This window comes from Lentzea atacamensis (genome assembly GCF_003269295.1).
Classification (GTDB): domain Bacteria; phylum Actinomycetota; class Actinomycetes; order Mycobacteriales; family Pseudonocardiaceae; genus Lentzea; species Lentzea atacamensis.
This window is the reverse complement of record NZ_QLTT01000003.1, coordinates 526709-552725: the sequence shown is the minus strand read 5'-3', so window position 1 is coordinate 552725 and position 26017 is coordinate 526709. Positions and strand designations below refer to the sequence as shown.

26 protein-coding genes and 1 pseudogene are annotated in these 26017 nt (G+C 70.7%); 15 read left to right on the top strand and 12 right to left on the bottom strand.

Going from position 1 to position 26017, the window contains the following annotated elements:
* Window positions 1-182 precede the first annotated feature (182 nt).
* The 3 genes from C8D87_RS17035 to C8D87_RS17025 all read left to right on the top strand — a co-directional run bounded on the left by C8D87_RS17035 (window position 183) and on the right by C8D87_RS17025 (window position 2396).
* Window positions 183-1688, top strand: coding sequence for a glycosyltransferase family 39 protein (locus tag C8D87_RS17035; RefSeq protein ID WP_215732342.1), 1506 nt, complete (start codon window positions 183-185; stop codon window positions 1686-1688).
* A gap of 73 nt (window positions 1689-1761) precedes the next feature.
* Window positions 1762-1953 (top strand): hypothetical protein, encoded by a 192-nt coding sequence (locus tag C8D87_RS45125; protein ID WP_146771731.1) that lies wholly within the window; start codon window positions 1762-1764, stop codon window positions 1951-1953.
* Complete coding sequence (locus C8D87_RS17025) at window positions 1905-2396, top strand: class I SAM-dependent methyltransferase (RefSeq protein WP_112227391.1); 492 nt, start codon at window positions 1905-1907, stop codon at window positions 2394-2396. The genes C8D87_RS45125 and C8D87_RS17025 overlap by 49 nt, the downstream gene beginning before the upstream one ends.
* Here C8D87_RS17025 and C8D87_RS17020 read toward each other — a convergent pair.
* Both C8D87_RS17020 and C8D87_RS17015 read right to left on the bottom strand, forming a co-directional pair.
* Window positions 2347-3369, bottom strand: coding sequence for an LLM class flavin-dependent oxidoreductase (locus tag C8D87_RS17020; protein WP_112227390.1), 1023 nt, complete (start codon window positions 3367-3369; stop codon window positions 2347-2349). The two genes, C8D87_RS17025 and C8D87_RS17020, sit on opposite strands and share 50 nt — an antisense overlap.
* A gap of 50 nt (window positions 3370-3419) precedes the next feature.
* Entirely contained in the window at window positions 3420-4625 is a 1206-nt protein-coding gene (locus C8D87_RS17015; RefSeq protein ID WP_112227711.1) for a PucR family transcriptional regulator, read from the bottom strand.
* A gap of 81 nt (window positions 4626-4706) precedes the next feature.
* Here C8D87_RS17015 and C8D87_RS17010 point away from each other — a divergent pair, with 81 nt between their 5' ends.
* Window positions 4707-6191 (top strand): flavin-containing monooxygenase, encoded by a 1485-nt coding sequence (locus C8D87_RS17010; protein WP_112227389.1) that lies wholly within the window; start codon window positions 4707-4709, stop codon window positions 6189-6191.
* Window positions 6192-6216: 25 nt separating this feature from the next.
* On the opposite strand, the gene C8D87_RS45925 is transcribed toward C8D87_RS17010, so the two are convergent.
* Window positions 6217-6375: a hypothetical protein gene (locus C8D87_RS45925; RefSeq protein ID WP_170166456.1), complete on the bottom strand. Its 159-nt coding sequence runs from the start codon at window positions 6373-6375 to the stop codon at window positions 6217-6219.
* Between the two features lie 20 nt (window positions 6376-6395).
* Between C8D87_RS45925 and C8D87_RS17005 the strand changes: the two genes are divergently transcribed.
* Window positions 6396-6626 (top strand): hypothetical protein, encoded by a 231-nt coding sequence (locus tag C8D87_RS17005; RefSeq protein ID WP_112227388.1) that lies wholly within the window; start codon window positions 6396-6398, stop codon window positions 6624-6626.
* Between the two features lie 290 nt (window positions 6627-6916).
* Here C8D87_RS17005 and C8D87_RS17000 read toward each other — a convergent pair whose 3' ends face one another.
* Both C8D87_RS17000 and C8D87_RS16995 read right to left on the bottom strand, forming a co-directional pair.
* Window positions 6917-8035 carry a fatty acid desaturase family protein gene (locus C8D87_RS17000; protein ID WP_112227387.1) on the bottom strand — a complete coding sequence of 373 codons (1119 nt, stop codon included), beginning with the start codon at window positions 8033-8035 and terminating at the stop codon, window positions 6917-6919.
* A gap of 51 nt (window positions 8036-8086) precedes the next feature.
* The gene (locus C8D87_RS16995) at window positions 8087-9142 is read right to left on the bottom strand and encodes a ferredoxin reductase (protein ID WP_112227386.1); all 1056 of its coding nucleotides are present in this window, start codon (window positions 9140-9142) and stop codon (window positions 8087-8089) included.
* 86 nt (window positions 9143-9228) lie between these two features.
* On the opposite strand from C8D87_RS16995, the gene C8D87_RS16990 reads away from it, so the two are divergent.
* The 8 genes from C8D87_RS16990 (at window position 9229) to C8D87_RS16955 (ending at window position 17254) form a co-directional block, all read left to right on the top strand.
* A complete protein-coding gene (locus C8D87_RS16990; RefSeq protein WP_112227385.1) occupies window positions 9229-10368 on the top strand; it encodes a PucR family transcriptional regulator in 1140 nt (379 codons plus the stop codon).
* A 28-nt stretch (window positions 10369-10396) separates the two neighbouring features.
* Complete coding sequence (locus tag C8D87_RS16985) at window positions 10397-11167, top strand: crotonase/enoyl-CoA hydratase family protein (protein WP_112227384.1); 771 nt, start codon at window positions 10397-10399, stop codon at window positions 11165-11167.
* 72 nt (window positions 11168-11239) lie between these two features.
* Window positions 11240-12043, top strand: a complete 804-nt coding sequence (locus tag C8D87_RS16980; RefSeq protein ID WP_112227383.1) for an IclR family transcriptional regulator domain-containing protein — start codon at window positions 11240-11242, stop codon at window positions 12041-12043.
* Window positions 12044-12119: 76 nt separating this feature from the next.
* Window positions 12120-13550 (top strand): amidohydrolase family protein, encoded by a 1431-nt coding sequence (locus tag C8D87_RS16975; RefSeq protein ID WP_112227382.1) that lies wholly within the window; start codon window positions 12120-12122, stop codon window positions 13548-13550.
* Entirely contained in the window at window positions 13550-14686 is a 1137-nt protein-coding gene (locus C8D87_RS16970) for a CaiB/BaiF CoA transferase family protein (protein ID WP_112227381.1), read from the top strand. The genes C8D87_RS16975 and C8D87_RS16970 overlap by 1 nt, the downstream gene beginning before the upstream one ends.
* Entirely contained in the window at window positions 14679-15458 is a 780-nt protein-coding gene (locus tag C8D87_RS16965; protein WP_112227380.1) for a citryl-CoA lyase, read from the top strand. Before C8D87_RS16970 ends, C8D87_RS16965 begins: the two co-directional genes overlap by 8 nt.
* Before the next feature lie 3 nt (window positions 15459-15461).
* Window positions 15462-16331, top strand: coding sequence for a dioxygenase family protein (locus tag C8D87_RS16960; protein ID WP_112227379.1), 870 nt, complete (start codon window positions 15462-15464; stop codon window positions 16329-16331).
* Window positions 16313-17254, top strand: a complete 942-nt coding sequence (locus C8D87_RS16955) for a quinone oxidoreductase family protein (RefSeq protein WP_112227378.1) — start codon at window positions 16313-16315, stop codon at window positions 17252-17254. The genes C8D87_RS16960 and C8D87_RS16955 overlap by 19 nt, the downstream gene beginning before the upstream one ends.
* Before the next feature lie 3 nt (window positions 17255-17257).
* Here C8D87_RS16955 and C8D87_RS16950 read toward each other — a convergent pair whose 3' ends face one another.
* The 6 genes from C8D87_RS16950 to C8D87_RS16925 all read right to left on the bottom strand — a co-directional run bounded on the left by C8D87_RS16950 (window position 17258) and on the right by C8D87_RS16925 (window position 22976).
* Complete coding sequence (locus tag C8D87_RS16950) at window positions 17258-18241, bottom strand: hypothetical protein (RefSeq protein ID WP_112227377.1); 984 nt, start codon at window positions 18239-18241, stop codon at window positions 17258-17260.
* 113 nt (window positions 18242-18354) lie between these two features.
* On the bottom strand, window positions 18355-19497 hold the full coding sequence (gene galK, locus C8D87_RS16945) for a galactokinase (RefSeq protein ID WP_112227376.1): 1143 nt from the start codon (window positions 19495-19497) through the stop codon (window positions 18355-18357).
* A 133-nt stretch (window positions 19498-19630) separates the two neighbouring features.
* Window positions 19631-20149: a hypothetical protein gene (locus C8D87_RS16940; protein ID WP_109638255.1), complete on the bottom strand. Its 519-nt coding sequence runs from the start codon at window positions 20147-20149 to the stop codon at window positions 19631-19633.
* Entirely contained in the window at window positions 20142-21233 is a 1092-nt protein-coding gene (locus C8D87_RS16935; RefSeq protein ID WP_112227375.1) for a hypothetical protein, read from the bottom strand. The genes C8D87_RS16940 and C8D87_RS16935 overlap by 8 nt, the downstream gene beginning before the upstream one ends.
* A 16-nt stretch (window positions 21234-21249) precedes the next feature.
* A complete protein-coding gene (locus C8D87_RS16930) occupies window positions 21250-21639 on the bottom strand; it encodes a FixH family protein (RefSeq protein ID WP_170166455.1) in 390 nt (129 codons plus the stop codon).
* The gene (locus C8D87_RS16925) at window positions 21636-22976 is read right to left on the bottom strand and encodes a hypothetical protein (protein WP_112227373.1); all 1341 of its coding nucleotides are present in this window, start codon (window positions 22974-22976) and stop codon (window positions 21636-21638) included. Before C8D87_RS16925 ends, C8D87_RS16930 begins: the two co-directional genes overlap by 4 nt.
* 135 nt (window positions 22977-23111) lie before the next feature.
* Between C8D87_RS16925 and C8D87_RS16920 the strand changes: the two genes are divergently transcribed.
* Window positions 23112-24245 (top strand): sensor histidine kinase, encoded by a 1134-nt coding sequence (locus C8D87_RS16920; RefSeq protein WP_112227372.1) that lies wholly within the window; start codon window positions 23112-23114, stop codon window positions 24243-24245.
* The gene (locus tag C8D87_RS16915) at window positions 24242-24913 is read left to right on the top strand and encodes a response regulator (protein WP_109638251.1); all 672 of its coding nucleotides are present in this window, start codon (window positions 24242-24244) and stop codon (window positions 24911-24913) included. The genes C8D87_RS16920 and C8D87_RS16915 overlap by 4 nt, the downstream gene beginning before the upstream one ends.
* Here the strand turns inward: C8D87_RS16915 and C8D87_RS16910 are convergent.
* Window positions 24914-26017 (bottom strand): annotated as a pseudogene (locus C8D87_RS16910) (FAD-dependent oxidoreductase). It abuts the gene before it with no gap.

The window sequence follows — 26017 nt, the reverse complement described above, 5'->3', positions numbered from 1 at the left end:
GATCGGAGCAATAAGCCGAGCCGATCATGTCGATAGCATCGCCAAATGCGGTGTCCCGGAACAACGTGATCGGCCAGTTGCCGGCGACCTGGGATCACCACACCTGTGCGGCGTGACGTTCGTGTTGCGGACGAGGCCGGCCTCGGTCGATCGTCCGCGACCCAGGAGGGGGAGCAGCGTTGGTGTTGACAGCGGAGGGCATGGCAACGCGGACCGGTGTGGCCGTGCCGCTGGCCCGGCGTCCGGTGGCAGTGGTCGCGGCGCTCTACGCGGCCCTGATGTTCGCGGTAGCCGCGAACTACGGGCTCTCGGCCGACGAGCTGTACTTCCGGCTGCTGGGTGACGTGCCGCGCTGGGGCTACTTCGACCAGCCACCGCTGGCACCACTGCTCGCGAAGGCGGGTGCGTTGCTGCTGGGCGACACGATCTGGGGCATCCGGCTCCCGGCCGTGCTGTGCGGCGTGGCGGTCGTGGTGCTCGCCGCACTGACCGCCGCGGAGCTGGGCGGCGGGCGACGCGCACAGGTGTTCGCGGCAGCGGCAGTGGCCACGTCGGTCACCGTGCTCACCATCGGGCACTTCCTGCTGACCAACAGCCCGGACCTGGTCGCCTGGTGCGCGGTGGCGCTGTTCGCGCTGCGGGCACTGCTGCGCGGGGACGGCCGGTGGTGGCTGGCCGCCGGCGTCACGTGCGGGGTGGCGACGTACGCCAAGTACGTCGTGCTCCTGCTGCCGCTGACACTGCTGGTCGCGCTGGTGCTGGTGGGGCCGCGCCGGGAGCTGCGCAGCCGCTGGCTGTGGGCCGGTGCCGGGCTGACCCTGGTGATCGGCGCGCCGAACCTGGTCTACCAGGCGGTCAACGGCTGGCCGCAGCTCGTCATGGCGCGATCGCTGGCTGAGGGCCAGTGGTCGGACGCGGCGCTGTTCCCCTTCGACGTGGCAGTCCTGATCGGGCCGGCGGTGGCCCCGATCCTGCTGGCGGGCCTGGTCAGCCTGCTGCGCCGCCAGGGCTGGCGGCCGGCGCGGACCCTGGCCGTGGCCTACCTCGTCGGCACGGCACTGGTGCTCGTCGTCGCACCGAGCGGCATCGACTACACCGAGGGCTACCTGGTACCGCTCGTCGCCGCGGGATGCGTGGTCGCGGACGGATGGCTGGCCCAGCACCCGGTGCGTTTGCCCGTGGCGGTGCCGGTGCTGTCGCTGTTCGCCTTGGGCCAGGTGGTGATGACCCTGCCGGTGGTGCCGGAACGGATGTACGCGCAGTACCCGACGACCAGCCTGACCACCGAGACCATCGGCTGGCCCCGGCTGGTCGGGCAGGTCACCGACGCCTACGCCGAGCTGCCGGCCGACGAGCGATCACGCGCCGTGGTGCTGGCGCAGAACTTCGGCGAAGCGGGCGCGCTGCACTGGCTGCACGACGACCGCCCGCTCCCTCGGGTCTACAGCGGACACAACGAGCTGTACTCGTGGGGTCCGCCGCCAGAGACGGCGGACGTGGTGATCACGGTGGCCGTCGACGACGAACGGCTGACGCGTGACTTCCGCGAGTGCTCGGTGGTGGCGCGCATCGACAACGGGTACGGGCTGGAGACCAGGGAGCAGGGCCGGTCCGTCGCGGTGTGCCGCGGTCTGCGGGCACCGTGGACCGAGCTGTGGCCCAAGTACCGGATCGTGGGCCCCTACTGATCCCTTGGCCGGAGTCTGGTCCGCTGCTCGCTGAACCCGCAAGGAGTCCTACAACCGACCTCCGGAGTGAGCCATGGCCTCGATGTCGAACGTCCTGCGGTCCGTCAGCATCAGCGGCGTCCACCGGCTGGCCGCGCGCCGGATCGTGCTGCCGTGGGTGCTGGGCCGGTTGCGGCCCGCCGGATCCCTGCTGGAGACGGCGCGGGTAGCGGCGCCATGTCCGCCGAGCTGCTCGCCCGCCACGGCGACCTCACCGCCGTGGTGACCGACTTCGACCCGCGGATGGTCGAGTCCGCTCAGCGAGTCCTTGCACCGTTCGGCGCACGGGCGACCGCGCGGCAGGCCGACGCCACGGCGTTGCCGTTCGAGGACGGCCGGTTCGACGTGGTGCCGTCCTGCGGGATGCTGCACCACGTCGGCGACTGGCGGACGGCGCTGGCCGAGGTCGTGCGCGTGCTGCGGCCCGGCGGCCGGTTCGTCGGCTACGACATCGTGCGCACCCGGCCGGTCGAGCTGCTCGGGCTCGGCACCGCGACCATGATCAGGCCGGGTGAACTGCGTGAGGCGTTCGCCGAGCTGCCGGTCACCGCGGGGGTTCGCGGCAGCTCGTTGACCCGGTTCTCCGCCGTGAAGCGCTGGCGCCGGCCGGGCTCGCCGGTCAGCGCCAGCCGAGCGCCGGCGCGACGTGCACGAGGATGTTCTCGATGACGTGCGCGCAGTAGTCGGCGCCCAGCTGGTTGGGCACGGTGAGCAGCAGCGTGTCGGCTTCGGCGATCGCCTCGTCCCCTGCCAGCTGCTCGACCAGCACCTCGGGTTCGGCGGCGTACGAGCGCCCGAAGATCGCCCTGTTCGGGCCGTCGATGAAGCCGACCTGGTCGGTGCTCTCGCCCTCACCGCCGAAGTAGGCGTCGTCGAGGTCGGTGGTGATCGCGAAGATGCTGCGCGACACCGAGACCCGCGGCTCGCGCGGATGGCCGGCCTCCGTCCAGGCCTTGCGGAACGCCCGGATCTGCTCGGCCTGCTGCACGTGGAAGGGCGCCCCGCCCTCGTCGAACTTCAGGGTCGAGCTCATCAGGTTCATGCCCTGCTCGGCCGCCTGCACGGCGGTGCCGTTGGAACCCGCGCCCCACCAGATCCGGTCGCGCAGGCCCGGCGAGTGCGGCTCGAGCCGCAGCAGGCCGGGAGGGTTCGGGAACATCGGCCGCGGATTGGGCCGAGCGAAACCCTTGCCCTCCAGCAGCTTCAGGAACACCTCGGAGTGCCTGCGGGCCATGTCGGCGTCGGTCTCCCCCTCCGCGGGCTGGTAGCCGAAGTGCCTCCACCCGTCGATGACCTGCTCGGGCGATCCCCTGGAGATGCCGAGCTGCAGCCTGCCGCCCGCGATGAGGTCGGCGGCGCCGGCGTCCTCGGCCATGTACATCGGGTTCTCGTACCGCATGTCGATCACACCGGTACCGATCTCGATGCTCTCCGTCTTCGCGCCGATCGCCGCGAGCAGCGGGAACGGCGACGCGAGCTGCTGGGCGAAGTGGTGCACCCGGAAGTAGGCGCCGTCCGCGCCCAGTTCCTCCGCGGCCACCGCCAGGTCGATGGATTGCAGCAGCGTGTCCGAGGCGGACCTCGTCTGCGAGTGCGGGCTGTCCGACCAGTGACCGAACGACAGGAACCCGATCTTCTTCATGTCCTGCGGAACGCAACAGGGCGCACGGGCATTCCTGCTCGTCAGCTGCGTCACTGTGCGCGCCACCGATGTACCTCCAGAGCGGCGCCGACGTGCACCAGGTTGTGCTCCAGCGGCCGCGGCAACAGCTTGGACGCCCGCGCCAGCCGGCGCAGCAGGGTGTTGCGGTGCGTGTAGAGCCGTGCCGCCGCCGTCGTCGCGTTGCAGCTCGCGGCGATGAACGCCCGCACGGCTTCGATCACCTCCGGATCGGCCGTCGCGAGCGGGCCGAGGGTGCGCCTGACGAACCGGTCGGCTCGCTCGGCGTCCGTGGTGAGCAGCGCGACGAGCTCCACCTCCTCGTGCGTCGCGAGCTGTTGCGGTGACGCGAGCCTCGCGACCATGCGCTGGACCGTGAGCGCGTCGAGGTGGCTGCGCCGGAACCCGTCCGCGCCGGAACCGCTCGATCCCAGCGCCACCCGTGCGGCGGGGAATCGCGCGACGCCGGCGCGGAGCACAGCGTCGTCCGGCGTGCCGTGCACCCACACCCACCGGGTGGCGGCGCTGGCCAGCACGGTCAGCGGACGCGGATCTCCGGCGGCCGTCGCGAGCACGTCGGCCACGCGGTCGAGGTCGCCCAACGCGTCGTCGCTCCACACGATCGCCGCCGTGTGGTCCCCGGAGAGCCGATAGCCGAGGCGTTGCTCAGCACGGGACACGGTGATCGGCGCGCCGTCGAGCAGCAGCGTCACCGTCTCCAGGCGTTCGGCGTGCGTGCCGCGTGTGAGCTCCTCGCGCTCGCGCGCCATCTGCGCCGAGACCGCGGCCACGGTGTCGTCGACGAACGCCGAGATCGACCGGCACGACACGTCGATCAGCTCGCGCAGCTCCTCGTGGTCGGACGTCAGCGAGAACGCGATCTGCATCCACAGCCGCAGTGCGACGCCCTGTCCGGAGCGGTAGGCGTCGAGCGCCGACTCGTCGAGCCCGCGCCGGATCAGGTCGCGCGCGAACGCCAGCGGCGCCTCCCCCAGGTCCGCCGGCACGCGTTCCCCCGGCGCCCGGATGTTGGCCGACGCCCAGCCCAGCAGGTTCGACCGGTTCGTGCGCTTCAGCGCGGCGGCGAGCACGGGATCCTCGGCGACCTGCTGGCGGTTCGGGCCGGACAGTGTCGCGGTGTCCAGCTCGGCCAGCCACTCGGCGGGCGGATCCAGCGCGATCTCCGCGCCGCGCCGGATGAGCTCACGCACGCGCGGTGACGGACGCTCCCACGACATGGTGCAGATTGCACCACAGAACTGGTGAACAGGTGCACTTCGCGCTTTCGTGACCGGCGTCACCCCGGTCACCATGAACACATGGCTGACCTCGACGTCCTCATCGTCGGCGCCGGGATCTCCGGCCTCGGCGCCGCGTACTACCTGCAGCGCGAGCACCCGCGGAAGACGTACGCGATCCTCGAGGCGCGCGGGGCGATCGGCGGCACGTGGGACCTGTTCCGCTACCCCGGCATCCGGTCGGACTCGGACCTGCACACGTTCGGCTACGAGTTCAAGCCGTGGCGCGACGAGGACTCGATCGCCGGTGCGGACAAGATCCTCGCCTACCTGCGCGAGACGGCGGAGGAACACGGCATCGACCGTGCCGTCCGGTTCCACACCAGGGTGATCGCCGCCGAGTGGTCGTCGCCGGACGCGCACTGGACGGTGGAGGTCGAGAAGGACGGTGAACGCGAGACGCTGACGTGCTCGTGGCTGTTCTGCGCGGGCGGCTACTTCCGCTACGACGAGGGCTTCACACCGCACTTCGAGGGCAGGGAACGCTTCCGCGGTCAGCTGATCCACCCGCAGCACTGGCCGGAGGATCTCGACTACGCGGGCAAGCGCGTGCTCGTGATCGGCAGCGGCGCGACCGCGGTGACGATCGTGCCCGCCATGGCCCCGGCCGCCGGCCATGTGACCATGCTTCAGCGCACCCCGACGTACGTGCTGCCGGTGCCGGCCCGCGATCCGATCGGCAACGCGCTGCGCAAGCTGCTGAGCCCCGAGCGCGCGTTCGCGATCACGCGCCGCAAGAACATCCTGCAGCAGCAACTGACCTGGCGTTTCTCGCGGAGGTTCCCGAACGCGGCGCGGCGGCTGATCCGGCGGTTCAACGCCAGGCTGCTGCCCGAGGGCTATCCGGTCGACGAACACTTCAACCCGCCGTACAACCCCTGGGACCAGAGGCTGTGCGTGGTCCCGGACGGCGACCTGTTCACCGCGATCCGCAGCGGCAAAGCATCCGTCGTGACGGACCGGATCACCAAGTTCACCGAGACGGGCGTGCTGCTGGAGTCCGGCCGCACGCTGGAAGCCGACATCGTCATCACCGCGACCGGCCTCAACGTCCAGGCGTTCGGCGGAATGACCCTGACCGTCGACGGCGAGCTGGTGAACCTGCCGGACACCTTGGCGTACAAGGGGATGATGCTGTCCGGCGTGCCGAACTTCGCCTACGCCATCGGCTACACGAACTCGTCGTGGACGCTCAAGGTCGGCCTGCTGTGCGAGCACTTCTGCCGGTTGCTCGCGCACATGGACGAGCACGGCCACGACACCGCTCGCCCCGTGGTGGCCGATCCCGATGCGCCGACCCGCCCGTTCCTGGACTTCGGCGCGGGATACGTCAGGCGCGTCCTGGACCAGCTGCCGCGCCAGGGCGAGCGGGCGCCGTGGCTCACCTCGATGAGCTACTTCAGCGACGTGAAGCTGTTGCGGCGCCTGCCTGTTGAGGACGACGAGCTGCGGTTCTCCCGCAGCCGCGCCGACCGGCCCGTGGAGCGCCTCAACGAGTCGCGTTGAGGCGCCCCAGAACGGCCGGCAACGGTCAGGTGATCACCGCTCCCCCGACGATCGGCAGCACGACCTTGCTGGCACCGAGCGACACCTGCAGCGCGATCCCGTTGGCCCCGGTGTCCTGGTTGACGTAGCCACCGTGGTTGGTCACGATCACGACGCCGATGCGGTGCCCGGCCGGGATGACCACGTCCCTGGCGTGACCGCCAGGTGACGTCCGCAGTCGCGTTGGCGGGCAAGGGAGTCGACGACTCCAGCGACTCGCGGTTCTTCGCGTCGATCGCGCCGCGGGTCAGCATCGTCGCGGTGACCGCCTGCACGGAGACGGCCGGCGGGCGGGCGCAGCCGGTGCGCTCACGCAGGTCCGTGCGGGTGCAGGTTTCCGTGGACAGCTGCAGTGGCGAGCGGTCGGTGAGCACGGCCTGCATGCTCGGGCCGTAGTCCACGAGCAGCGCGGTGAGCGGGGTCGTGGGGCGGTTCGAGGCGACCCGGGGGCCGTGACGCGGACCTCGCCGGACAGGCGGGCGGGCCGGGTGAGCGGTGGCGTCACTTAGACGAGCCGGCGTGAGTCGGTCAGTTCCGGGTTGACCAGAGGTTGACCCTTCGCATGAGATCCTCCGTTTGGAGGGCCCGGTCCAGCAGCAGGGGTAGAGAATCGGGCCCCTCGAACGGATCTCACCGAATCCGGCGATGTCACCGGTACGGCCGAAAGGTCTGAACAATTACCGGTTTCAGGCGGCGACGAGCTCCTTGTCGCGGGCGGGGGTCTTCGTCTTCGGCTTCTTGTTCGGCAGCGAGAGCCGGAAGACCTTGTGCCACGCGGAGAAGACCTGCTTGGGCATCGAGCCGGTGACGTACTCCAGCTCGTACTTCTCGAACAGCGCACGCACCTTCACCGCGACCTCGGCGTAGCGGTTGCTCGGCAGGTCCGGGAACAGGTGGTGCTCGATCTGGTGCGACAGGTTGCCGGTCATGATGTGCATCAGCTTGCTGCCGCTGATGTTCGCCGAACCCATCATCTGGCGCAGGTACCACTGGCCGCGCGTCTCGCCCTTGATCGAGCGGCGCTCGAAGACCTGCACGCCCTCTGGGAAGTGACCGCACATGATCACCGAGTGCGACCACAGGTTGCGGACGAGGTTCGCGGTGAACGTCGCGGCGAGCGTCGTGAGGAACGACGGCCCGGACAGCAGCGGGTGGATCACGTAGTCCTTGAGCACCTGACCGCGGATCTTGCGGCCGACCGCCCTGGCCCGCGCGCGGAACTCGGGGTTCTTGCGGCGGCGCTTGTGCAGGTTCTTGCCGAGCTCCAGGTCGTACGCGGCGATGCCGTACTCGAAGAAGCACGCGTTGATGAAGTTCCACAGCGGCTGGCCGAGGTGCATCGGGTGCCACTTCTGGTCCTCGTCGACGCGCATGATGCCGTAGCCGAGGTCGTTGTCCTTGCCGATCACGTTGGTGTACGTGTGGTGCAGCTCGTTGTGCGAGTGCTTCCACTGCTCGGCGGGCGAGACGTGGTCCCACTCCCAGGTGGTGGAGTGGATCTTCGGGTCGCGCATCCAGTCCCACTGGCCGTGCAGGACGTTGTGGCCGATCTCCATGTTCTCCAGGATCTTCGCCACGGACAGGCCGGCGGTGCCGACCAGCCACGCGGGCGGGAAGATCGAGAACAGCAGCACGCCCCTGCTGGCCAGCTCCAGCTTGCGCTGCACCGAGATGACCTTGCGGATGTAGGCGGCGTCCTTCTCACCACGGCTGGACATCACCTCGTCGCGGATCGCGTCGAGCTCGCGGCCGAGCTCCTCGATCTGCTCGGCGGTCAGGTGGGCGGTGGGGTCGATGGCGCTCATGTAGCTCGCTTTCGCGGGGGGAGTCGAGGGGTGGAGGGTGCCCGCGCGGGGCTAGCGTTCGATGTCGCAGGGGCCCGCCGCGGCGGACACACAGGTCTGGATGAGGACGCCCGGCTCGGCCTCGGTGATCTCGCCGGTGCGCAGGTCGCGGACGGCGCCCGCCCTGAGAGGCGTGACGCAGCCGAAGCAGATGCCCATGCGGCAGCCGGACGGCATCAGCACGCCGGCCTCCTCGCCGACGTCCAGCAACGGCGTGGCGCCGTCGGCGTCGACGGTCTTGCCCGTGGTGCTGAACGTGACCTCGCCACCGTCGCCCGCCACGACGACGCTGGGGCGGAAGCGTTCGGTGTGCAGCCGGTCGGCCAGGTCGTGCTCGGCCCAGTGCTGTTCGGCCGCGTCGAGCAGGCCGGTGGGCCCGCAGGCCCAGGTCTCGCGCTCGGCCCAGTCGGGCACCAGCTCGTGGAGGCGGGCGACGTCGAGCATGCCGTGCGTGTCGGTGTGCAGCTCGACGAGCCGCAGCTTCTCGTCCGCGACGAGGTCGTGCAGGTCGTTGCGGAAGATCACGTCTTCCTGGCGCGGCGCGGAGTGGACCATGACGGCGTCGGCCAGCTCGGTGTCGCGCAGCATGCCCATCACGGGCGTGATGCCGCTTCCCGCCGTCAGGTAGAGCACCTTGGCGGGCTTGGTCTTCGGCAGGACGAACTCGCCGCAGGCCTGGTCGAGCTGGATCACCGTGCCCGGCTTGACCTTGCGGACCAGGTGGTTGCTGACCTTGCCGTCCGGGATGGCCTTCACCGTGATGGTGATGCGGCCGTCCGTCCGGTTCGAGGGCGATGTCACCGAGTAGGCACGCCACAGGCGCACCCCGTCGACGTCGACACCGATCCGGATGTACTGACCGGCCGTGTGGCCACGCCAGCCCCGTCCGGGCCGGATCACGATGGTCGCGGCGTCGGCGGTCTCCTTGTGCACGGCCTCGATGCGTCCGCGCAGGTCAGCGCCCGCACGCAGCGGGCTGACCAGGTCGAGGTAGTCCGACGGCAGTAGCGGCGTCGTGACCAGTTCCAGCAGTTTCCACGCCCTGCTGCGGAGGGCGGCACTCGTCATGACTCCAGCTTGATGCGCCTCAGGGCGTAAAGTCCTGTCCGCAGGACGTGAATCTGCCCGGCTGGATTGTTCGCAGGGAACAAATCGTGAGTCATGCAATGCGGAGGGCCACCGAACTGGCCCTGGATGAGACGACGGTCATGGCGCTCAGGGCCGCCTTGAAGACCACCGCCGACGAGGTCGTCCAGGCCATCATCGACGAGGTCCCGAGCTACGCCAACGCGCTGACCGGACGCATGGGCGGCACCATCCGCCGCGCCGTCCGCACGGCGCTCGGACACTACCTCGACCTCGCGGGCGGCCTGGCGACCGGTGTCGACGCGGGCGACGCGGCCTACGAGCTGGGCCGCGGCGAGGTCCGCGACGGCCGCTCGATGGACGCCCTGCTGAGTGCCTACCGCGTCGGCGCGCGCGTGGCGTGGCGCGGCCTGGCAGCGGGCGCGGTCTCGGCGGGCCTCCCGGCCGAGGAGGTGGCGAAGTTCGCCGAGCTGACCTTCGCCTACATCGACGAGCTCTCCGCCGCCAGCGCCGCGGGCCACGCCGACGAGCTGGCCGCACGAGGCCTGGCCCACGAGCGTCACCTGGAACAGCTGGCCCGCGACCTCCTGGCGGGCGCGGGCGCCGACGTCCTGCTCGCCGCCGCCCAGCGAGCCGGCTGGCAACCGCCCACGTCGCTGACCGCCGTTCTGCTGCCCGCCGCCCAGGCTCGCCCCGCGTACCGCTCGCTCGATCCCAGCACCCTGGTCCTCGACGACCTGCCGGACGCCCTCGGCGTGCTGCTGGTGCCCGACGCCGACCGCGCACACCTGCTACGCCAGCTGACCGGCCGCAACGCCGTCGTCGGCCCGGCGCACCCATGGACCCGTGCGTCTGCCTCCTACGCACGAGCCGTACGCGCGCGCTCCCTCTCCCCCGACATCCGGGACACTGAGGACCACCTGCCAGAGCTGGTGCTGAGCGCCGACCCCGACGCGTACGCGGACCTCCGAGCCCGCGCGCTCGCACCGCTCCGCACGTTGTCGGCGAGCACCGCTCGCCGGCTGGAGGAGACGTTGCGGGCGTGGTTGCTGCATCACGGGCGGCGGGAGGAGGTGGCGACGGCGTTGTTCGTGCACCCTCAGACGGTGCGGTACCGGATGTCGCAGCTGCGTGAGCTGTTTCCCGATCTCGGTTCGCCGCAACGGGTTCTGGAGCTGACGCTGGCGGTCGGCCTGACGGGACGCTGACCAGCCGGACTTCGCCGAGGAGGCGCGGATGGACGACGTGCGGGTCGAGACGACGGGCACCACCACGGTGATCTGGATGAACCGCCCTGACCGGCGCAACGCGGTGGACGGCCCGATGGCCCGCCGGCTCCGCGACGCCTTCCTGGCGTTCGAGGCGGACGAGACCCAGCGCGTGGCGGTGCTCGCGGGCGCGGGCGGCACGTTCTGCGCGGGCGCCGATCTGACCTCCGTCAACGATCCCGCGCGCCGCAACGACCTCGACCCCGACGGCGCGGGACCGATGGGTCCGACCAGGCTGCAGCTGAGCAAACCGCTGATCGCGGCCGTCAGCGGCCACGCGGTCGCGGGCGGGCTGGAACTGGCCCTGCTCGCCGACCTGCGGGTGGCCGAGAGCGACGCGGTGTTCGGCGTGTTCTGCCGGCGCTGGGGAGTGCCGCTGATCGACGGCGGCACCGTGCGCCTGCCCAGGATCGTGGGGCTGGGCCGGGCGCTGGACCTGATCCTCACCGGACGTCCGGTGCCCGCCGGCGAGGCGCTGGCGATCGGGCTGGCCAACCGGGTGGTCGAGCCGGGGCAGGCGGTGCCGGCCGCGATCGAGCTGGCCGAGCAGATCGCCGGGTTCCCGTTCGAGTGCGTGCTCGCGGACCGGGCGTCCACCTACGCCGGGCTCGACCTGCCGCTGGTGGAGGCGCTGCGGGCCGAGGGCGTGGGCGGGGTGCCGATCGTGGCACGCGAAGGCGCGTCCGGTGCTGCCCGGTTCACCGCTGGAGAGGGCAGGCACGGCCGGTTCGAGAGCTAGCGGTCAGGTTCGACGCAGCTGATCAGCAGGTCTTGAGCCGATCAGCGGACAAGTGTCCGCTACGCTGGCGCTATGCCCGCGCGACCCGACACCGGCCCCGACTTCATCGAGGCGCTCGCCCGCGGCCTGGACGTGATCCGCGCGTTCCAGCCCCTGCGCCCGGTGATGCCGCTCAGCGAGGTCGCGGCGGCCACCGGGCTCGCGCGGCCGACCGCGCGGCGGATCCTGCTCACGCTCATCGAGCTCGGGTACGCGCGGCAGTGCGAGAACGGGTTCGCGCTCACGCCGCGGGTGCTCGAGCTCGGCGTCGCCTACGTGCGGTCGACCGGGTTGTGGGAGGTCGCGCGGCCGCACATGGAACGGCTGGGGGCGCGGACCAACGAGTCGGTGTCGATCGCCCAGCTCGACGGGTCGGACATCGTGTACGTGGCGCGGGTGGCGGTGCCGAAGATCGTCACGCTGTCCGTGCAGATCGGGACCAAGTTCCCGGCGCTGCCGACGTCGCTGGGCAAGGTGCAGCTCGCCGCGCTGCCGCAGGAAGAGCTCGAAGCGGTGCTCGCCCAGCCGACGCGGTCCGGGCTCACGCCGCGGTGGCAACCCGGCGCGGCCGAGCGGGACGCGGAGCTCAGGGACGTGCGGGCGCGCGGGTGGGCGTTGACCGACCAGCAGCTCGCGCCGGGGATCCGGTCGGTCGCGGCGCCGTTGCGGGACGGGAACGGCACGGTCATCGCCGGGATCAACGTCAACTGCCACGCGTCCGAGACGTCGGTCGAGCACATGGTCGAGCACCACCTGCCGCTGCTGTTGCAGACCGCCGGCGACATCAGCGCCGACTTCGCGCGGCTCGCCACGGTGCCGCACATCGTCGTCGCCTGAGCGGGGTTGACGCCCGACCGGTGAAGGTTGAGGATTCAACGGACACCTGTCCGCATGCCGGTCGAGGAGGTCCCCGATGGTCGGCGAACGACGTCCTGTTGTCCTGAGAAACGGCACGGTCCTCACCATGGACGGCCAGAAGAGGATCCTCACCGACCACGACGTGCTGGTGGTCGGCGACCGGATCGCCGCGATCGGGCCGCGGCTGGAGGTGCCACCGGGCACCGAGGAGGTCGACGCCACCGGCGGCATCGTCCTGCCGGGCATGATCGACACGCACCGGCACCTGTGGCAGACCGCGATGCGCGGGTACGGCGCCGACTGGACGCTCACGCAGTACTTCGTCTGGTACTACCTCGAGTGGGGCAAGGTCTTCCGGCCGGAGGACGTCTACGCGGGGAACATCCTCGGTGCCGCCGAGGCACTCGACGCCGGCGTCACCACGACGGTCGACTGGTCGCACGGGCTGCAGACGACCGACCACGCGGACGCGGCCGTCGACGCGCTGCAGCAGGTACCCGGACGGTTCGTGCTCGCCTACGGCAACATCCAGGACAGCCCGGCGAACTGGACCGCCAAGCCCGAGTTCCGCGACTTCGTGAACCGCCGCATCACGAACGACGACATGCTCGGCTTCCAGCTCGCGTTCGACGTCACCGGCGACCCCGCGTTCCCGGAGAAGCCCGCGTTCGAGGTCGCCCGTGAACTGGGCGTGCCCGTCACCACCCACGCGGGCGTGTGGGGCGCGACGAACGACGACGGCATCCGGTTGATGCACGACAACGGCTTCATGACGCCGCAGTCGATCTACGTGCACGCCGCGACGCTGTCCGCCGACTCCTACCACCGCATCGCCGCGACCGGTGGCTCCATCTCCGTGTCGACCGAGAGCGAGCAGAGCGCGGGCCAGGGTTACCCGCCCACCTGGGCGATCCGCGCCCACGGCATCCCGGTGTCGCTGTCGATGGACACCTCGGTGTGGTGGAGCGGTGACCTGTTCTCCGCCATGCGCAGCACTCTGGGCGCCGACCGGGCAAGAGAACACATGGCGGCACACGCCAAGAACGAGACGGTCACGCACTCGTCGCTGCGGGCCGAGCACGTCGTCGAGTGGGCGACCATGGGCGGCGCGAAAGCGTTGGGGCGTGACGACCTCGGCAGCATCGAAACCGGCAAGAAGGCCGACATCGTCCTGCTGCGCAACGACAACTCACCCGCCATGTTCCCGGTGCTCAACCCCTACGGCCACGTGGCGTTCCAGGCGCAACGGTCCGATGTGGACACGGTGATCGTCGACGGGCGGATCGTCAAGCGCGACCACCGGCTGATCGGCGTCGACCTCAAAGCCATCCGCGCGGCGGTCGAGCAGACCGTCGAGCACCTGCGCGCGCAGCTCGGCGAGGAGGCGTGGGAGAAGGGCATGAACCCGGACATCCCCACCGCGAAGGTGCTGGACAACCCCTACACGTACACGGAGTACCGCGGCGACACCAGGACATCCGTCTGATGCCCGGGGGACCACTCGAAGGACTGCTCGTCGCCGACTTCTCCCGCGTGCTCGCGGGACCGTACGCGACCATGCTGCTGGCCGACATGGGCGCGGAGGTCATCAAGGTCGAAGGCCCGCAAGGAGACGAGACGCGCACGTGGATGCCGCCCGTGCGCGACGACGTCTCGACCTACTACCTCGGCATCAACCGCGGCAAGCGGTCCATAGCGCTCGATCTGCGCGACGAGGCCGACGCCGAGCTGGGCCGCGAGCTGGCCCGGCGCGCGGACGTGCTGATCGAGAACTTCAAACCGGGTGGCCTCGCCAAGTACGGCCTCGACCACCCCAGCGTCAGCGCGGCGAACCCGCGCGTGATCTACGCGTCCATCACGGGCTTCGGCTCTGGCGACGGCCGGCACGTGCCCGGCTACGACCTGATGGTGCAGGCGATCTCCGGCCTGATGAGCCTCACGGGCGACCCGGACGGGCCGCCCTACCGCGCGGGCATCTCGGTGTTCGACGTCATGGCCGGCAACCACGCGGTGATCGGCATTCTCGCGGCGCTGCGGCACCGTGACGCCACCGGCCAGGGCCAGCTGGTGGAGGTGAACCTGCTGTCGTCGGCGTTGACGGGACTGGTGAACCACAGCTCGGCGTTCGTCGCGGGCGGCGTCGTGCCGTTCCGGATGGGCAACGCGCACCCCAGCGTGTTCCCCTACGAGCCGCTGCCCACCGCGGACAACGACCTGATCGTCGCGGCCGCGAACGACGGCCAGTTCCGCAGGCTGTGCGAGGTGCTCGGACTGCCGGAGGTTCCGGACGACCCGCGGTTCGCGCGCAACGCCGACCGCACCCGCAACCGCGAGGAACTCCGGCCGATCCTCCTCGAGCGGCTGCGCACCCGCGCTGCCGTCGAGTGGTTCGACCTGCTCGTCGCGGCGGGCGTGCCGTGCGGGCCGATCAACACGATCGACGGCGGGTTCGCCATGGCCGAGCGGTTCGGGCTGGATCCTGTCGTCGTGGTCGGGGACGTGCCGACGACCCGGCATCCCATCCGGTTCTCGGAGACACCCGCCGTGTACAAACTGCCGCCGCCCGAGCTGGACGAGCACGGCGACGAACTGCGTGCCTGGCTGAAGGAGGACCGTGGCTGATCACTACGAGACCGCGCTCGGCGCGTCGACTCACGACACGATCACGCTGCTGGGACAGGACCTGGCGAACGACGTGATGGGCACCGTCGGGTTCGGCGAGCTCGCGTTCTGGCTGGCCACCCAGCGCAGGCCCAGCGCGGGCGAGACACGGCTGTTCGAGGCCGTGCTGGCCGCACTCGCCGACCACGGGTTCACGCCGACCGCGATCGTCAGCCGCCTCACCTACCTCTCCGCGCCCGACTCGGTGCAGGGCGCGCTCGCGGCCGGGCTGCTCGGCGGCGGCTCCCGGTTCCTCGGCGTCACCGAGGACTGCGGCCGGTTCCTGCACGACGTCGTCAGTTCCGCACAGCTGCCGGAGGACGACGCCGGCTGGGACGCGCTCGCGCTGGAAACCGTGCGGGCACAGGGGAAAGCCCGAATCCCCGGCCTCGGTCACCACGTGCACAAGAACGGCGATCCACGCACACCGCGCCTGTTCCAGATCGCGGCGGAGGAAGGACTGACCGGCCCGCACCTGTCGCTCTTCGCCGCGATCGGCAGGGTCCACCCGCAGGTGCTCGGGAAGACCCTGCCGCTCAACGGCGCCGGCACGTGCGGCGCCGTGCTGGCGGATCTGGGCCTGCCGCTGGAGCTGTTGCGCGGCTTCGCGTTGCTCGCCCGCACCGCCGGGTTGATCGGCCAGCTCGCCGAGGAGCTGCGGCACCCCGTCGCCAACCGGATCTTCCTGTCCGTGGACTCGAACACGCGGTCCGTCGCGCCGTTGGAGGAATGAGCAATGCAGCTGGTCACCGAGGACAACATCACCGCACTGGCGGAGCAGCGCTGGGCCACCGCGAAGGACCCCCGCACCGCGCAGCTCATCACCGCGCTCGTCCGGCACCTGCACGACTTCGCCCGCGAGGTCAGGCTCACCGAGGACGAGTGGATGGCCGCGGTCAGGTGGCTCACCGCGACCGGGCAGATCAGCGACGACAAGCGCGAGGAGTTCATCCTCGCCTCCGACGTGCTCGGGCTGAGCATGCTGGTCGTGCAGATGAACCACCGCTTCGACCCGGCCGCGACACCGGCGACGGTGCTCGGCCCGTTCCACATCGAGGGCTCCCCCGAGCTCGGCTTCGGCGGCGACATGTCCGACGACGTCGCCGGAACTCCGCTCTACATCACCGGAACCGTCCGTTCGCTCGACGGCGCCCCGGTCGGCGCGGTGCTCGACGTCTGGCAGGCCGACGCCGACGGTGCCTACGAGGCCCAGCTGCCCGACGTCGACGAGGCACGGCTGCGCGCGAAGTACCGGACCAGGCCGGACGGCACGTACTGCGTCCGCACGATCGCGCCGAAGGGGTACTCGATCCCGATGGACGGCCCGGTCGGCGCGCTGATCGGCCAGACGGAGATCAGCCACTTCCGGCCGGCGCACGTCCACTTCCTCGTCACGGCCGACGGGCACGAGCCGCTGATCACGCATCTGTTCGAGGAAGGCGCGGAGTACCTCGACAGCGACGTCGTGTTCGGCACGAAGCAGGAGCTGGTCGTCGCGTTCGAGCCGCGCGAGCCGGGTCCCGCTCCGGACGGCGGCACGTGCGAGGTGCCGTGGCTGGAAGCACGCTACGACTTCGTGTTGCAGCCATGCGCGCCGCGGTCGTAGATCAGCTCGGCCGGCCGCCGGTGGTGACCGGCAGGGACGAGCCGCCCGTTCTCGACGATCACGTCGTCCTGGACGTGGTCGCCGCCCCGATCACCCCGCTGGACCTGTTGTGCGCCACGGGAACCTCGTGCTTCGGCTCCCCCGCGACACCCTACGTTCCCGGCGTGCAGGGAATCGGGACGGTCGGCGGGCGCGCGGTGTGGTTCCCCACCGTCGCGGGGATGGCCGCGGGCGACGGCAGCATGGCGGAGAAGGCGTTGGCACGGCAGGAGGATCTGGTCTTCCTGCCGGAGGACGTGCCGCCGGTGGTGATGGCCGCGCTCGGGCTCTCCGCCGTCGCCGCGCACATGGCGCTGACGTGGCGTGGCGAGCTCTCACCGGGTGAGTGCGTCATCGTGCTCGGCTGCGGAGCGGTCGGGCAGGCCGCGATCCAGCTCGCCCGCGCAGCGGGTGCCGGACGCGTGGTCGCTGCCGCGCGGTCGGAAGCGGGTCGCGAACGCGCGAAACGAGCGGGTGCCGACGCCGTGATCGCCCTGGACGCCGACGACCTCGCCGGGCAGTTCCGCGAGGCCGCACCGGACGCCGACCTCGTCCTCGACCCGCTCTTCGGACCTCCCGCCGCCGCTGCCGCGCAGGCACTGCGCCCCGGTGGAAGGTGGGTGAACCTGGGCGGCTCCGCCGGCGAGACGTGCCCGATCACGTCGTCCGTCCTGCGCAGCCGGTCGTTGCGGTTGTCCGGCTACACGAACAACGAACTCAGCCCGCAGCAGCGATCGGAGGCCATTTCCACCATCGCCCACCTGGCGGCACGGGGAGCGCTCAGCGTCGACCACGAGGTCGTGCCGCTGGCCGATGTCGCCGACGCGTGGCGCCGTCAGTCCGAAGGCGCCACGCGTGGGCGGATCGTGCTCGTGCCTCGGTGAGGGTCAGCGGCAGGCCCAGCGAACCGGCAACGTCGCGTCGACCCCGGCGACGAAACCGCTGTCACTGACCGCATCGCCCGCGGAACCGTAGGTACCGGCGGACAGCGGCAGCCGGGTGACGAGCTCGGTGCCCTGCCACAGGACCGGGGTGTAGTTCCCGTCGTCGAGGTAGCCGACGGCGAGCCCGCTGTCGTTGACCGCCTCGACGTAACCGTTGACGGCGAACTTCTCGAGCGCGCCGGTCGCCTCGGTCCACTTCCACGACTCTTCATAGCTGCTGAAGATCACGCCGTCACGGGTCAGCCCGCGCGGGTTCAGCGAGTAGTGCACCTCGGGCAACTTGGTGAGGGCACCGTTGCGCCACAGGAAGTTCCCGTCCATCGAGTCGATCAGGACGGTGCCGTCCTCCCCGAGGGCGACGGGCGTCACGCTGCGCGCCCCGGCCGGCATGATGACCTCCGGCGCACTGCCGTCGGCACGCCACAACACGGCACCCCACTCGTGGGAGCCGGCCGGGAGCACCCGGCCGACCACGTCGCCCCTGTTGTTGATGTCCTCTACTCCCCAGACCCGGTACCCGGCCGGGGTGGGCAGCTCGCGGTAGCCGGAACCGGGCGTGTGGGTCATCGCCACGGAGGTGCCGTCGGAACGGTCCGCGATGGCGCCGACCACGCCCGAGGCGTTGCCGGTCCTGGTGACGAACTTCGCGACGCCTTCCGGCTTCGGCACGATCTCCACACGGGACGTGGTCCACCGCGCCAGCACGCGATCGTCGCCGCCCGGCGAGTAGAACCCGCTGACGTTGCCCTGGCCGTCCACGCCGGTGGTCCGGATGTTGCTCCAGCTCATGCCGTCCAGGATCGGCAGGCTCTCCCGCTGCCACGTGCAGTCCGCGGCAGCGGACGCGACGGGTGCGAGCAGCGCGGTCACGACGGTCGTCGCGACGACCGTGACGAGCGCACGACAAGACAAGGATTTGATGTGCATTCAATGCCCCCTTGGAGTCCCCATTCTCCTGTGGACACTATGCACGGTCGTGATCACCCAGCGCCAGCAAATGCGTACGCTTGGCGCAGTCCGCCCGTCGTGACCTGCGACACCTACACGTCCCGGCCAGCTCCGGCCGACGGCACCGCGGCGAACATCCGCGGCGAGCCGAAGCCGTGCGCGGCAAAGGCTTCCGCCACGCCCGTCTCCACGCGCTCGCGGAGTTCCCGTGGCACCAACGCGATCGCCGATCCGCCGAAGCCGCCACCGATCATCCGCGCACCGAGCGCGCCCGCCTTCTCCGCAGCTTCCGCGGCCACGTCCAGCTCGACGCAGGACACCCGGTAGTCGTCCCGCAAGCTCGCGTGCGACGCGCTCAGCAACGGCCCGATCTCCGCGTACCGCTCCTGCTTCAACAGCTCGACGGTCTTCAGCACGCGCTCGTTCTCCGTGATCACGTGCCTGGCGAGCGGCCGCAGCTCGTCCGGCAGCCCTTCCTCCCCGGCCGCATCCCGCAACGAAGCGACGCCGAGCACGTCCGCGGCACGCTCACAACCACGGCGGCGTTCGCCGTACCCGGACTCGACCAGCGAGTGACTCACCCGCGTGTCGATCACCAGCACCTCCAGGCCGTGTGCGCCGGCGTCGAACGGCACCTGCTCCTGCCTGCCGGACCGCACGTCCAGGAACAGCACATGGGCGTCCGTGCAACACAGCGACGCCGTCTGGTCGAGCAACCCGGTCGGCGCGCCCACGAAGTCGTTCTCCGCCTGCTGCACCCACTTCGCGATGTCGCTTCTGGACGGATCCGCGCCGCTCAACCCCAGCAGCGCCAACGCGGTCGCAACCTCCAGCGAGTGCGAGGACGACAGCCCGGCACCCCGCGGCACATCCCCCGCGACCACCAGATCGGCGCCACCGCCGACGCCCTGCTGCCGCAACACCCATGCCACCCCGGCCGGGTAGGCCACCCACCCCTGCACGGTTCCCGGTTCGAGCTCGGCGAGGCGCACGGGTTCCGCCACCTCCACCTGACCGTCCTGCACCGAAGCGAGCGTGATCACGCCGTCCTCGCGCGGCGACGCCGCCACCCACGTCCGGTGCGGAATCGCGAACGGCAGCACGAACCCGTCGTTGTAGTCGGTGTGCTCGCCGATGAGATTGACGCGACCGGGCGCCGACCAGACGCCCGCCGGAGCAGCGCCGTGCAGCCGTCGGAACGCATCAGCCGCGATGTTCGATCCTGTTGAGTTCATACCGCCCGATCCCACGCCCGTCATAGCTCGCCGCGACAGTGACGGCGGAGAGCATGACGGACGCCGGGCCACTTGACAATGTTGACTCTTGATTGAAAAAGTTCGACAACGTTCGCGAGACGATCGTCGACACTCACCTGTCTGCGTGACGGGTCCGCCTCCACGCGACCACGATGAACGCGATCAGCCCGAACAGCGGGATGGTGCTGATGGCCCAGGACAGTCCCATCGGCGGACCCGGCTGCTCCATCACCTTCAGGTTCTTCAGCTCACCGGTCGCTGGACCGGCCGGGCCGTCGAGGTCGAAGCGGAGGGTCCACTCGCCGGGCGCGGGCAGGGCGTAGATGTCCAGTCCCCAGACCTCGCGCTTGCGAGGGTGACGCGCGAGCGGGGAGTCGTCCATCAGCTCGCCGCCCCAGACCATGGTCAGGGTGCCCTTCTTGTCCGCGATGCCGTCCTCCGGCACGAACGTGAAGTCCAGCGACTGCATGGCTTTCACGGGCCACGTGCTGAAGCCGACGGTCAGGTTGTACGGCCCCGCCTGCACCTTCTCGGTGTGGACGACGTTCACCGGTTCGAAGGCGAGCGACGGGCCGGCGAGGCCGAGCAGCAGGGCGGCGGTGCCCAGGAGGGCGAACAGTGTCCTACGCATGGCGGTCTTCCTTCACGGGTGCGAGGTGGCGCAGCATCTGGCCGAACCGCCTGCCGAGCACCGCGGCACCGGCACCGAACGCGGCGGCGAGGACGATGGTGGTGAGGTACCGGGCGTTGACCGGGAACGTGCCGCCGTACACGAGGACGCGCTGGAGCGGCACGCACGCCGCGATGATCGCGCCGCCGAGCGCGCCGGGGATCCACGCGGGCACCTTGTGCAGCAGTTCCACGGCCACCGCGACGATGACCAGGCACATCGGGATCATGTTGGGCAGGTCGGGGATGCCGTCGGTGTAGTCGCGCAGCGGCAGGCCGGTGGCGTCCGCGTAGACCTCGGCCGCCCACGGCGAGAACCACCAGAACACGGCTTGCAGCACGGCCACCGCGACGCCGACGGCGAGAGCGCCGCCACGCCGGCTCAGCGCGTGGGACGCCATGAACAGGATCATCACCGAGAGGGACGCCGTGCCCACGGAGACCGGGTTGGCGAGTGCGCCGGGCACCGCGCGCAGGCCGATCGCGGTCACCATGCTGAACACCAGCAGGACCGCGGCGGCCGCGATGGTGCCGCAGGTTCCCCAGCGCTGGTCACGTGCCACCGCGAAGATCATGACCGCGCCGACCATCGTGATCGAGATCGACAGCAGCAGCCCGATGTGCGGGGGTGAGTCGATCACGGCGTCGAAGCCGTACAGGCCGTGCCACCACTGGTCCCACAGGCCGTACACCAGGAACAGCGCCGCGCCTGTGCCGGAGATCAGGTAGCCGACCGGTGCGGCGAACGTCCGGCCGAAGACACCGACCGCGCGGCCGCCGACGATCGGATCGACCGTCCTGTCGCGTTTGGCGTCCGCGGTCGTCATCAGCACGACCACCAGGCTCGCGAGACCGGAGAGCGCGCTGCCCGCGTACAGGAACAGGTGCGGCATCGTGAAGAACGTGTCCGGCCCCACGTCGGAATGCCATTGGATGTCCCACGTCAGGCCGACGAGTGACAGGAGTGTGCCGCCGAGCACCAGACTCGCCGGGACCAGTCCTTTCGGGACTGTCCTGGTCGACGGTGCCACCGCCGTGATGTCCACTGATGATCCTCCCCCTTCAGGTGAGCAGCAGCGGGATGACCACCCGCTCCGCCCCGAGTGACACGGTGATTTCCCATTGCCCGGCCATGAACAGCTCGACGTTGCCGACCTGGTAGTGACCGGGTTCCGACGGTCCCGCGGTGATCGGCGCGATCGTGTGGCCCATCTGCGGCATCGCCGGTTCGACCACCACTTCCGCGCCCTGCGCGGGGTTTCCCGCGCGATCGGTGATCCGCAGGTCGAACGAGTTGACGCCGCTCTTCGTACTGGCGGGGGTGAGCACGAACCGGAGCTGCCCGCTCTCGGCGAGGTGCGGCTGTGCCTCGACGCTGCGCGGCCAGAGCACGAACAGCGCGCCCGCCACGGCGATCGCCACGGCCGAGGCGCCCAGCAGGTAGCGCTTCACTTCTCGGAGACCCCCTTCGCCGCGGGGACGTCGACGACCGCGGGCACGGTGACGATCTCGTAGTCCCGTTCGACCTGAATCCACACGAGGTACTTGCCCGGCAACGGGAACGAGTAGGTGAACGGCACGTCCGGGCCGTACGCGGCGACGCTCTCGTCCGGCTGGTCGGGCATGCCCGGTGTCGGCGGGATCATCGAGTGCACGTGTGCCCAGATCGGCGCGTTCACCGGGCCGCCACCGGAGATCGGGCCGACCACGATCATGTGCCCGAGCATGCCCAGCCACGGCTGCAGATCGCGTTCGCCGAAGCGGGCCTTGATCGTGCTCGGCCGGCCGGCTTCCCTGACTTCCGTTGCCAGATCGGCTTTTCCGTCGTGCGGGCGAGCGGCTGACGTCCCGGAGACGTCGATGCTCGACCGCAGCAGCTGCACTCCCCCGCCGCGCCGGGCGATCTCCGCGGCGATCGCGTGGGTGCCCTGTTCCGGAGCGTGCAGCCGGGCGCGGTACTCGCCCGGTGCCGTCCGGATCGGGTGCAGGTGGCGGAGAGTTCCGGCCGGCGACACGACGACGAGGTGGATGAACGCGCTGTCGTGCACCAGCAGGTCGTCCACGGGCCGGCCGGAGGACCCGTCGGTCAGGCTGAGGACGAGGTCCTCGCCGTTCATGCTCGGCACCAGGTTCACCGGCGGTCGCGAGAAGTCCGTCACGGACGTTCGCCGGTACGGATCGTTGATGTTGTCGTACGTCGGGTCCAGCTGCGTTCCCGGCGCCGCGACCGGCGGAATGCTGGGCGACAGCAACGCCGCCGTGACCCCGACGGCGATCGCGGCCACCATGCCCGCGGTGGGCACGAGCGCGAGACCCGGCTTGCCGAACACGGCGAACAGCAGCGCCACCAACAACAACACGCCCGCCGCAATGAACCCACCGTACGTGGCGTTCTCCCACGGCGACGACACGAGCGCCGGAACGACGAACGGAATGGTCGCCTCGTCGACCGCCAGCTCCCACGGGCCGGGCCGGTCGACGTGCACGACTCCCGAGTGGAAGCCGGGCACGGCACCGAGAACCACCTTGGTGGTGCTGGTCGCGGCACCGGCGGCGCGCGCGGTCAGCGTGATCTCCCCCGGCGGCGAACCGGCGTGCGTCACCACGTCGACGTGAACCGGGCCGGGCACCTCCGCGACCCGCCGGATGATCACCGTGAGATCGCGGCCGCCCAGCGTCTGCGCGACGTGGATGTCGCCGCCGGCCTGGGCGCCGTCAGCCGACGCCGAGGCCGAGGCTCCGAGGACCGCCCCCAGCGCGAGCAGCAGGATCGCAACAGTTCGCTTCATCGCGACCGAACGTATCGATCACGGCCGGTGGAAAGCGTCACTGTCGCGGCGGAAACCGCGTCCCCCGCGCGGGGGACGCCCGACCCCTGCGAAGCAGGACGTTCTCAGGGGCGGGATGGGGCAAGATCTCAGGCGATGTACCCGATCAAGCTGTCCCTGCGGAGCCAGTCGTGGCTGGTCGCGGCCACGTGCATGGTCGCGGACGGCGGTTTCGTGCTGCTCTCCGCCGCCACGCCGTGGCAGACCGGCATCGCGCTCGCGATCACCCTGGCGGTGAACGCGATGCTCGCCGGTCCCGCCAAGCTGTCCGGCTGGGTCGCGGCGGTGCACGCGGCGGTGCCGGTGATCATCCTGTTCACCATGGGCGACCGGGTGTACGCCAACGAGGCCGGCCTGCTCATCGCCGGCTACCGCGCGGGAGCCTGGTTGCGCGGCAGACCGGCGTACGCGTCGCTCGGCGTGCTCGCGGCGAGCGCGATCGTCTGCGTGCTCGCGATGGGCGGCGGCCCGACGCTGGGATCGCTCGTGGTGGCGAAGATCGCGGTGCTGCCGTGGCTCGTCGGCCGGTACACCACCGCCCGCCGCGCCTACCTCGCCGAACTGGAGAAGCGCTCGGCGATGGAGCAGGCCGACGCGAAGGCGGCGGTAGCCAAGGCGATCACCGAGGAACGCAGCGCGATCGCCCGCGACCTGCACGACGTGATCGTGCACCACGTGAGCGCGATCGGCATGCACGCGGGAGCCGCCAGGCTCGGCCTGCCCGACGGCAACACCAGCCTCGCGACGTCGCTGCGATCGGTCGAGACCTCCAGCCGCGCGGCGATGGTGGACCTGCGGCACCTGCTCGACCTGCTGCACGGCGACCGGTCTCCCGGCGCGCGGCAACCGGGACTGGACGACCTCGACGAGCTCCTCGACCGCGTGCGCGCGGCGGGCACACCAGCGCGTCTCGAGGTGCGTGGACCACAACGCGACGTGCCGGAGTCGTTGGACATCACGGTCTACCGGATCATCCAGGAGATGCTGACGAACGCCCTGCGGCACGGCGACTCGTCCGGCGTGACCGTGACGCTGGACTACGCGCCGGACTCGCTCACGATCAGCTCCTCGAACGCGACGGGATCGGGCAACGGCCACCACGGGGTCCGCCGCGGCCTGGTCGGGATCCGCAACCGCGCGGGCATGTTCGACGGCACGACCCGGTCCGGCCTCGAACCGGACGGCCGGACCTGGCGCACCGTCGTCACGTTCCCGCTGGAGGCGTCATGACCTTGACGGTGCTGCTCGCCGACGACCACGCGATGCTGCGTTCCGGCCTGCGCGCGATCTTCGACACGCAGCCCGACCTCCGGTGCGTGGCCGAGGTCGCCGACGGCAGGGCGGCCGTGACCGAGGTGGCGAGGCTGCGCCCCGACGTCGCGGTGCTCGACATCCGCATGCCCAAGCTGGACGGCCTGGGCGCCACCGAGATGATCCTCGCCAACCCCGCGAACCGCACGAAGGTTTTGCTGCTGACGACCTACGACACCGACGAGTACGTCTACCGCGCGCTGAACGCCGGTGCCAGCGGCTTCCTGCTGAAGTCCCTGCCACCGGAGGAACTGATCTCCGCCGTCCGCGTGGCCGCCCGCGGCGACGCGCTGATCGACCCGTCCGTGACGCAGCGCCTCATCGCGCGGTTCGCCGTCAGCCTCGCCCCTCCGCCGACGCCACCGGAGCTCGAGCTCCTCACCGCACGCGAGCGCGAGGTCCTGCACCTCATCGCGGCGGCCTACAGCAACGCCGAGATCGCCGCCGAGCTGCACGTCGGCGACGAGACCGTGAAGACCCATGTGTCCCGCGTGCTGTCGAAGCTGGGGCTGCGCGATCGGGTGCACGCCGTCGCCTACGCGCACATGAACGGACTCGTGCAGACGAGGCCACCGGGGCTGAGGTGATCAGCGCTCCTGCTCGGTGAACATCTCGATCAGGGCGTGCGGCGTGTCGTCACCGAACAGGGTCTCGAGCACCACGGCGTCGTCCGTCGGCGTCTCCACGCGGGTGAACATGGCCTGTTCGTACTCGGCGAGTGCGGTCTCGACGTCACCGGAGTGCGCGGCGAGGGCCTGCCCCAGTTCCGCGCCGTCCAGCATCGCGAGGTTGGCGCCTTCGCCGTCGGGTGCCTTGAGGTGGGCGGCGTCGCCGAGCAACGTCACCCCTGCGACCCGGTCCCACCGGTGCCCCGCCGGCAGCGTGTAGTGGGGACGCCAGATCAGGCCGGTGTCGCTGTCGGTGATCAGCGCGAGGAGTTCCGGTGCCCAGCCGTCGAACTCCCCGGCGATCTTCGCGGCGTCGATGGCGGCGAACCAGCCAGCGGCTCGGTGAGCTCCACGTAGACGTGCAGGGTGTCGCCGCTCTCCCGATGCGCGATGATCCCCCTGCCTTTCGCGGGGGGGGATCATCATCCCGCCGCCGACGACCTTGGCCGCGGCCGGATGCCGGGTCTCCGACTCGAACAGATAGGTCTCGACGAACGAAATGCCCGCGTACTCGGGTGTGGCGTCCGTCAGCAGCGGCCGGATTCGTGACCACGCACCATCCGCGCCGACCAGCAGGTTCGTTGCGACGGTGGTGCCGTTCGTGAAGGTCACCTCGTGCACACCTTCGACAACCGTGCGCGCGCTGCTGACCTTGTGGCCCCACCGGACCGTGCCGTCCGGAAGCGAGTCGAGCAGCATCTGCCGCAGGTCACCGCGCTGGATCTCCGGGCGACCGCCGGTGCCGTCGTCGGCCTTGTCGAACAGGATCGTGCCGTCGCTGCCGACGATGCGCATCGCCTGGCGGCCCTCCAGCACGAGGCCGCGGAACTCGTCCATCAGGCCCGCCGCGATCACCGCGAGCTGGCCGTTGTAGTCGCGGATGTCGAGCATCCCGCCCTGCGCCCGCACCGAGGGGGACGGTTCCGCCTCGTACACCACGGCCGGGATGCCGTGGACGTGCAGCACTCGCGCGAGGGTGAGGCCGCCGAGACCGGCGCCGATGATCGTGACAGGGCTGTGCAT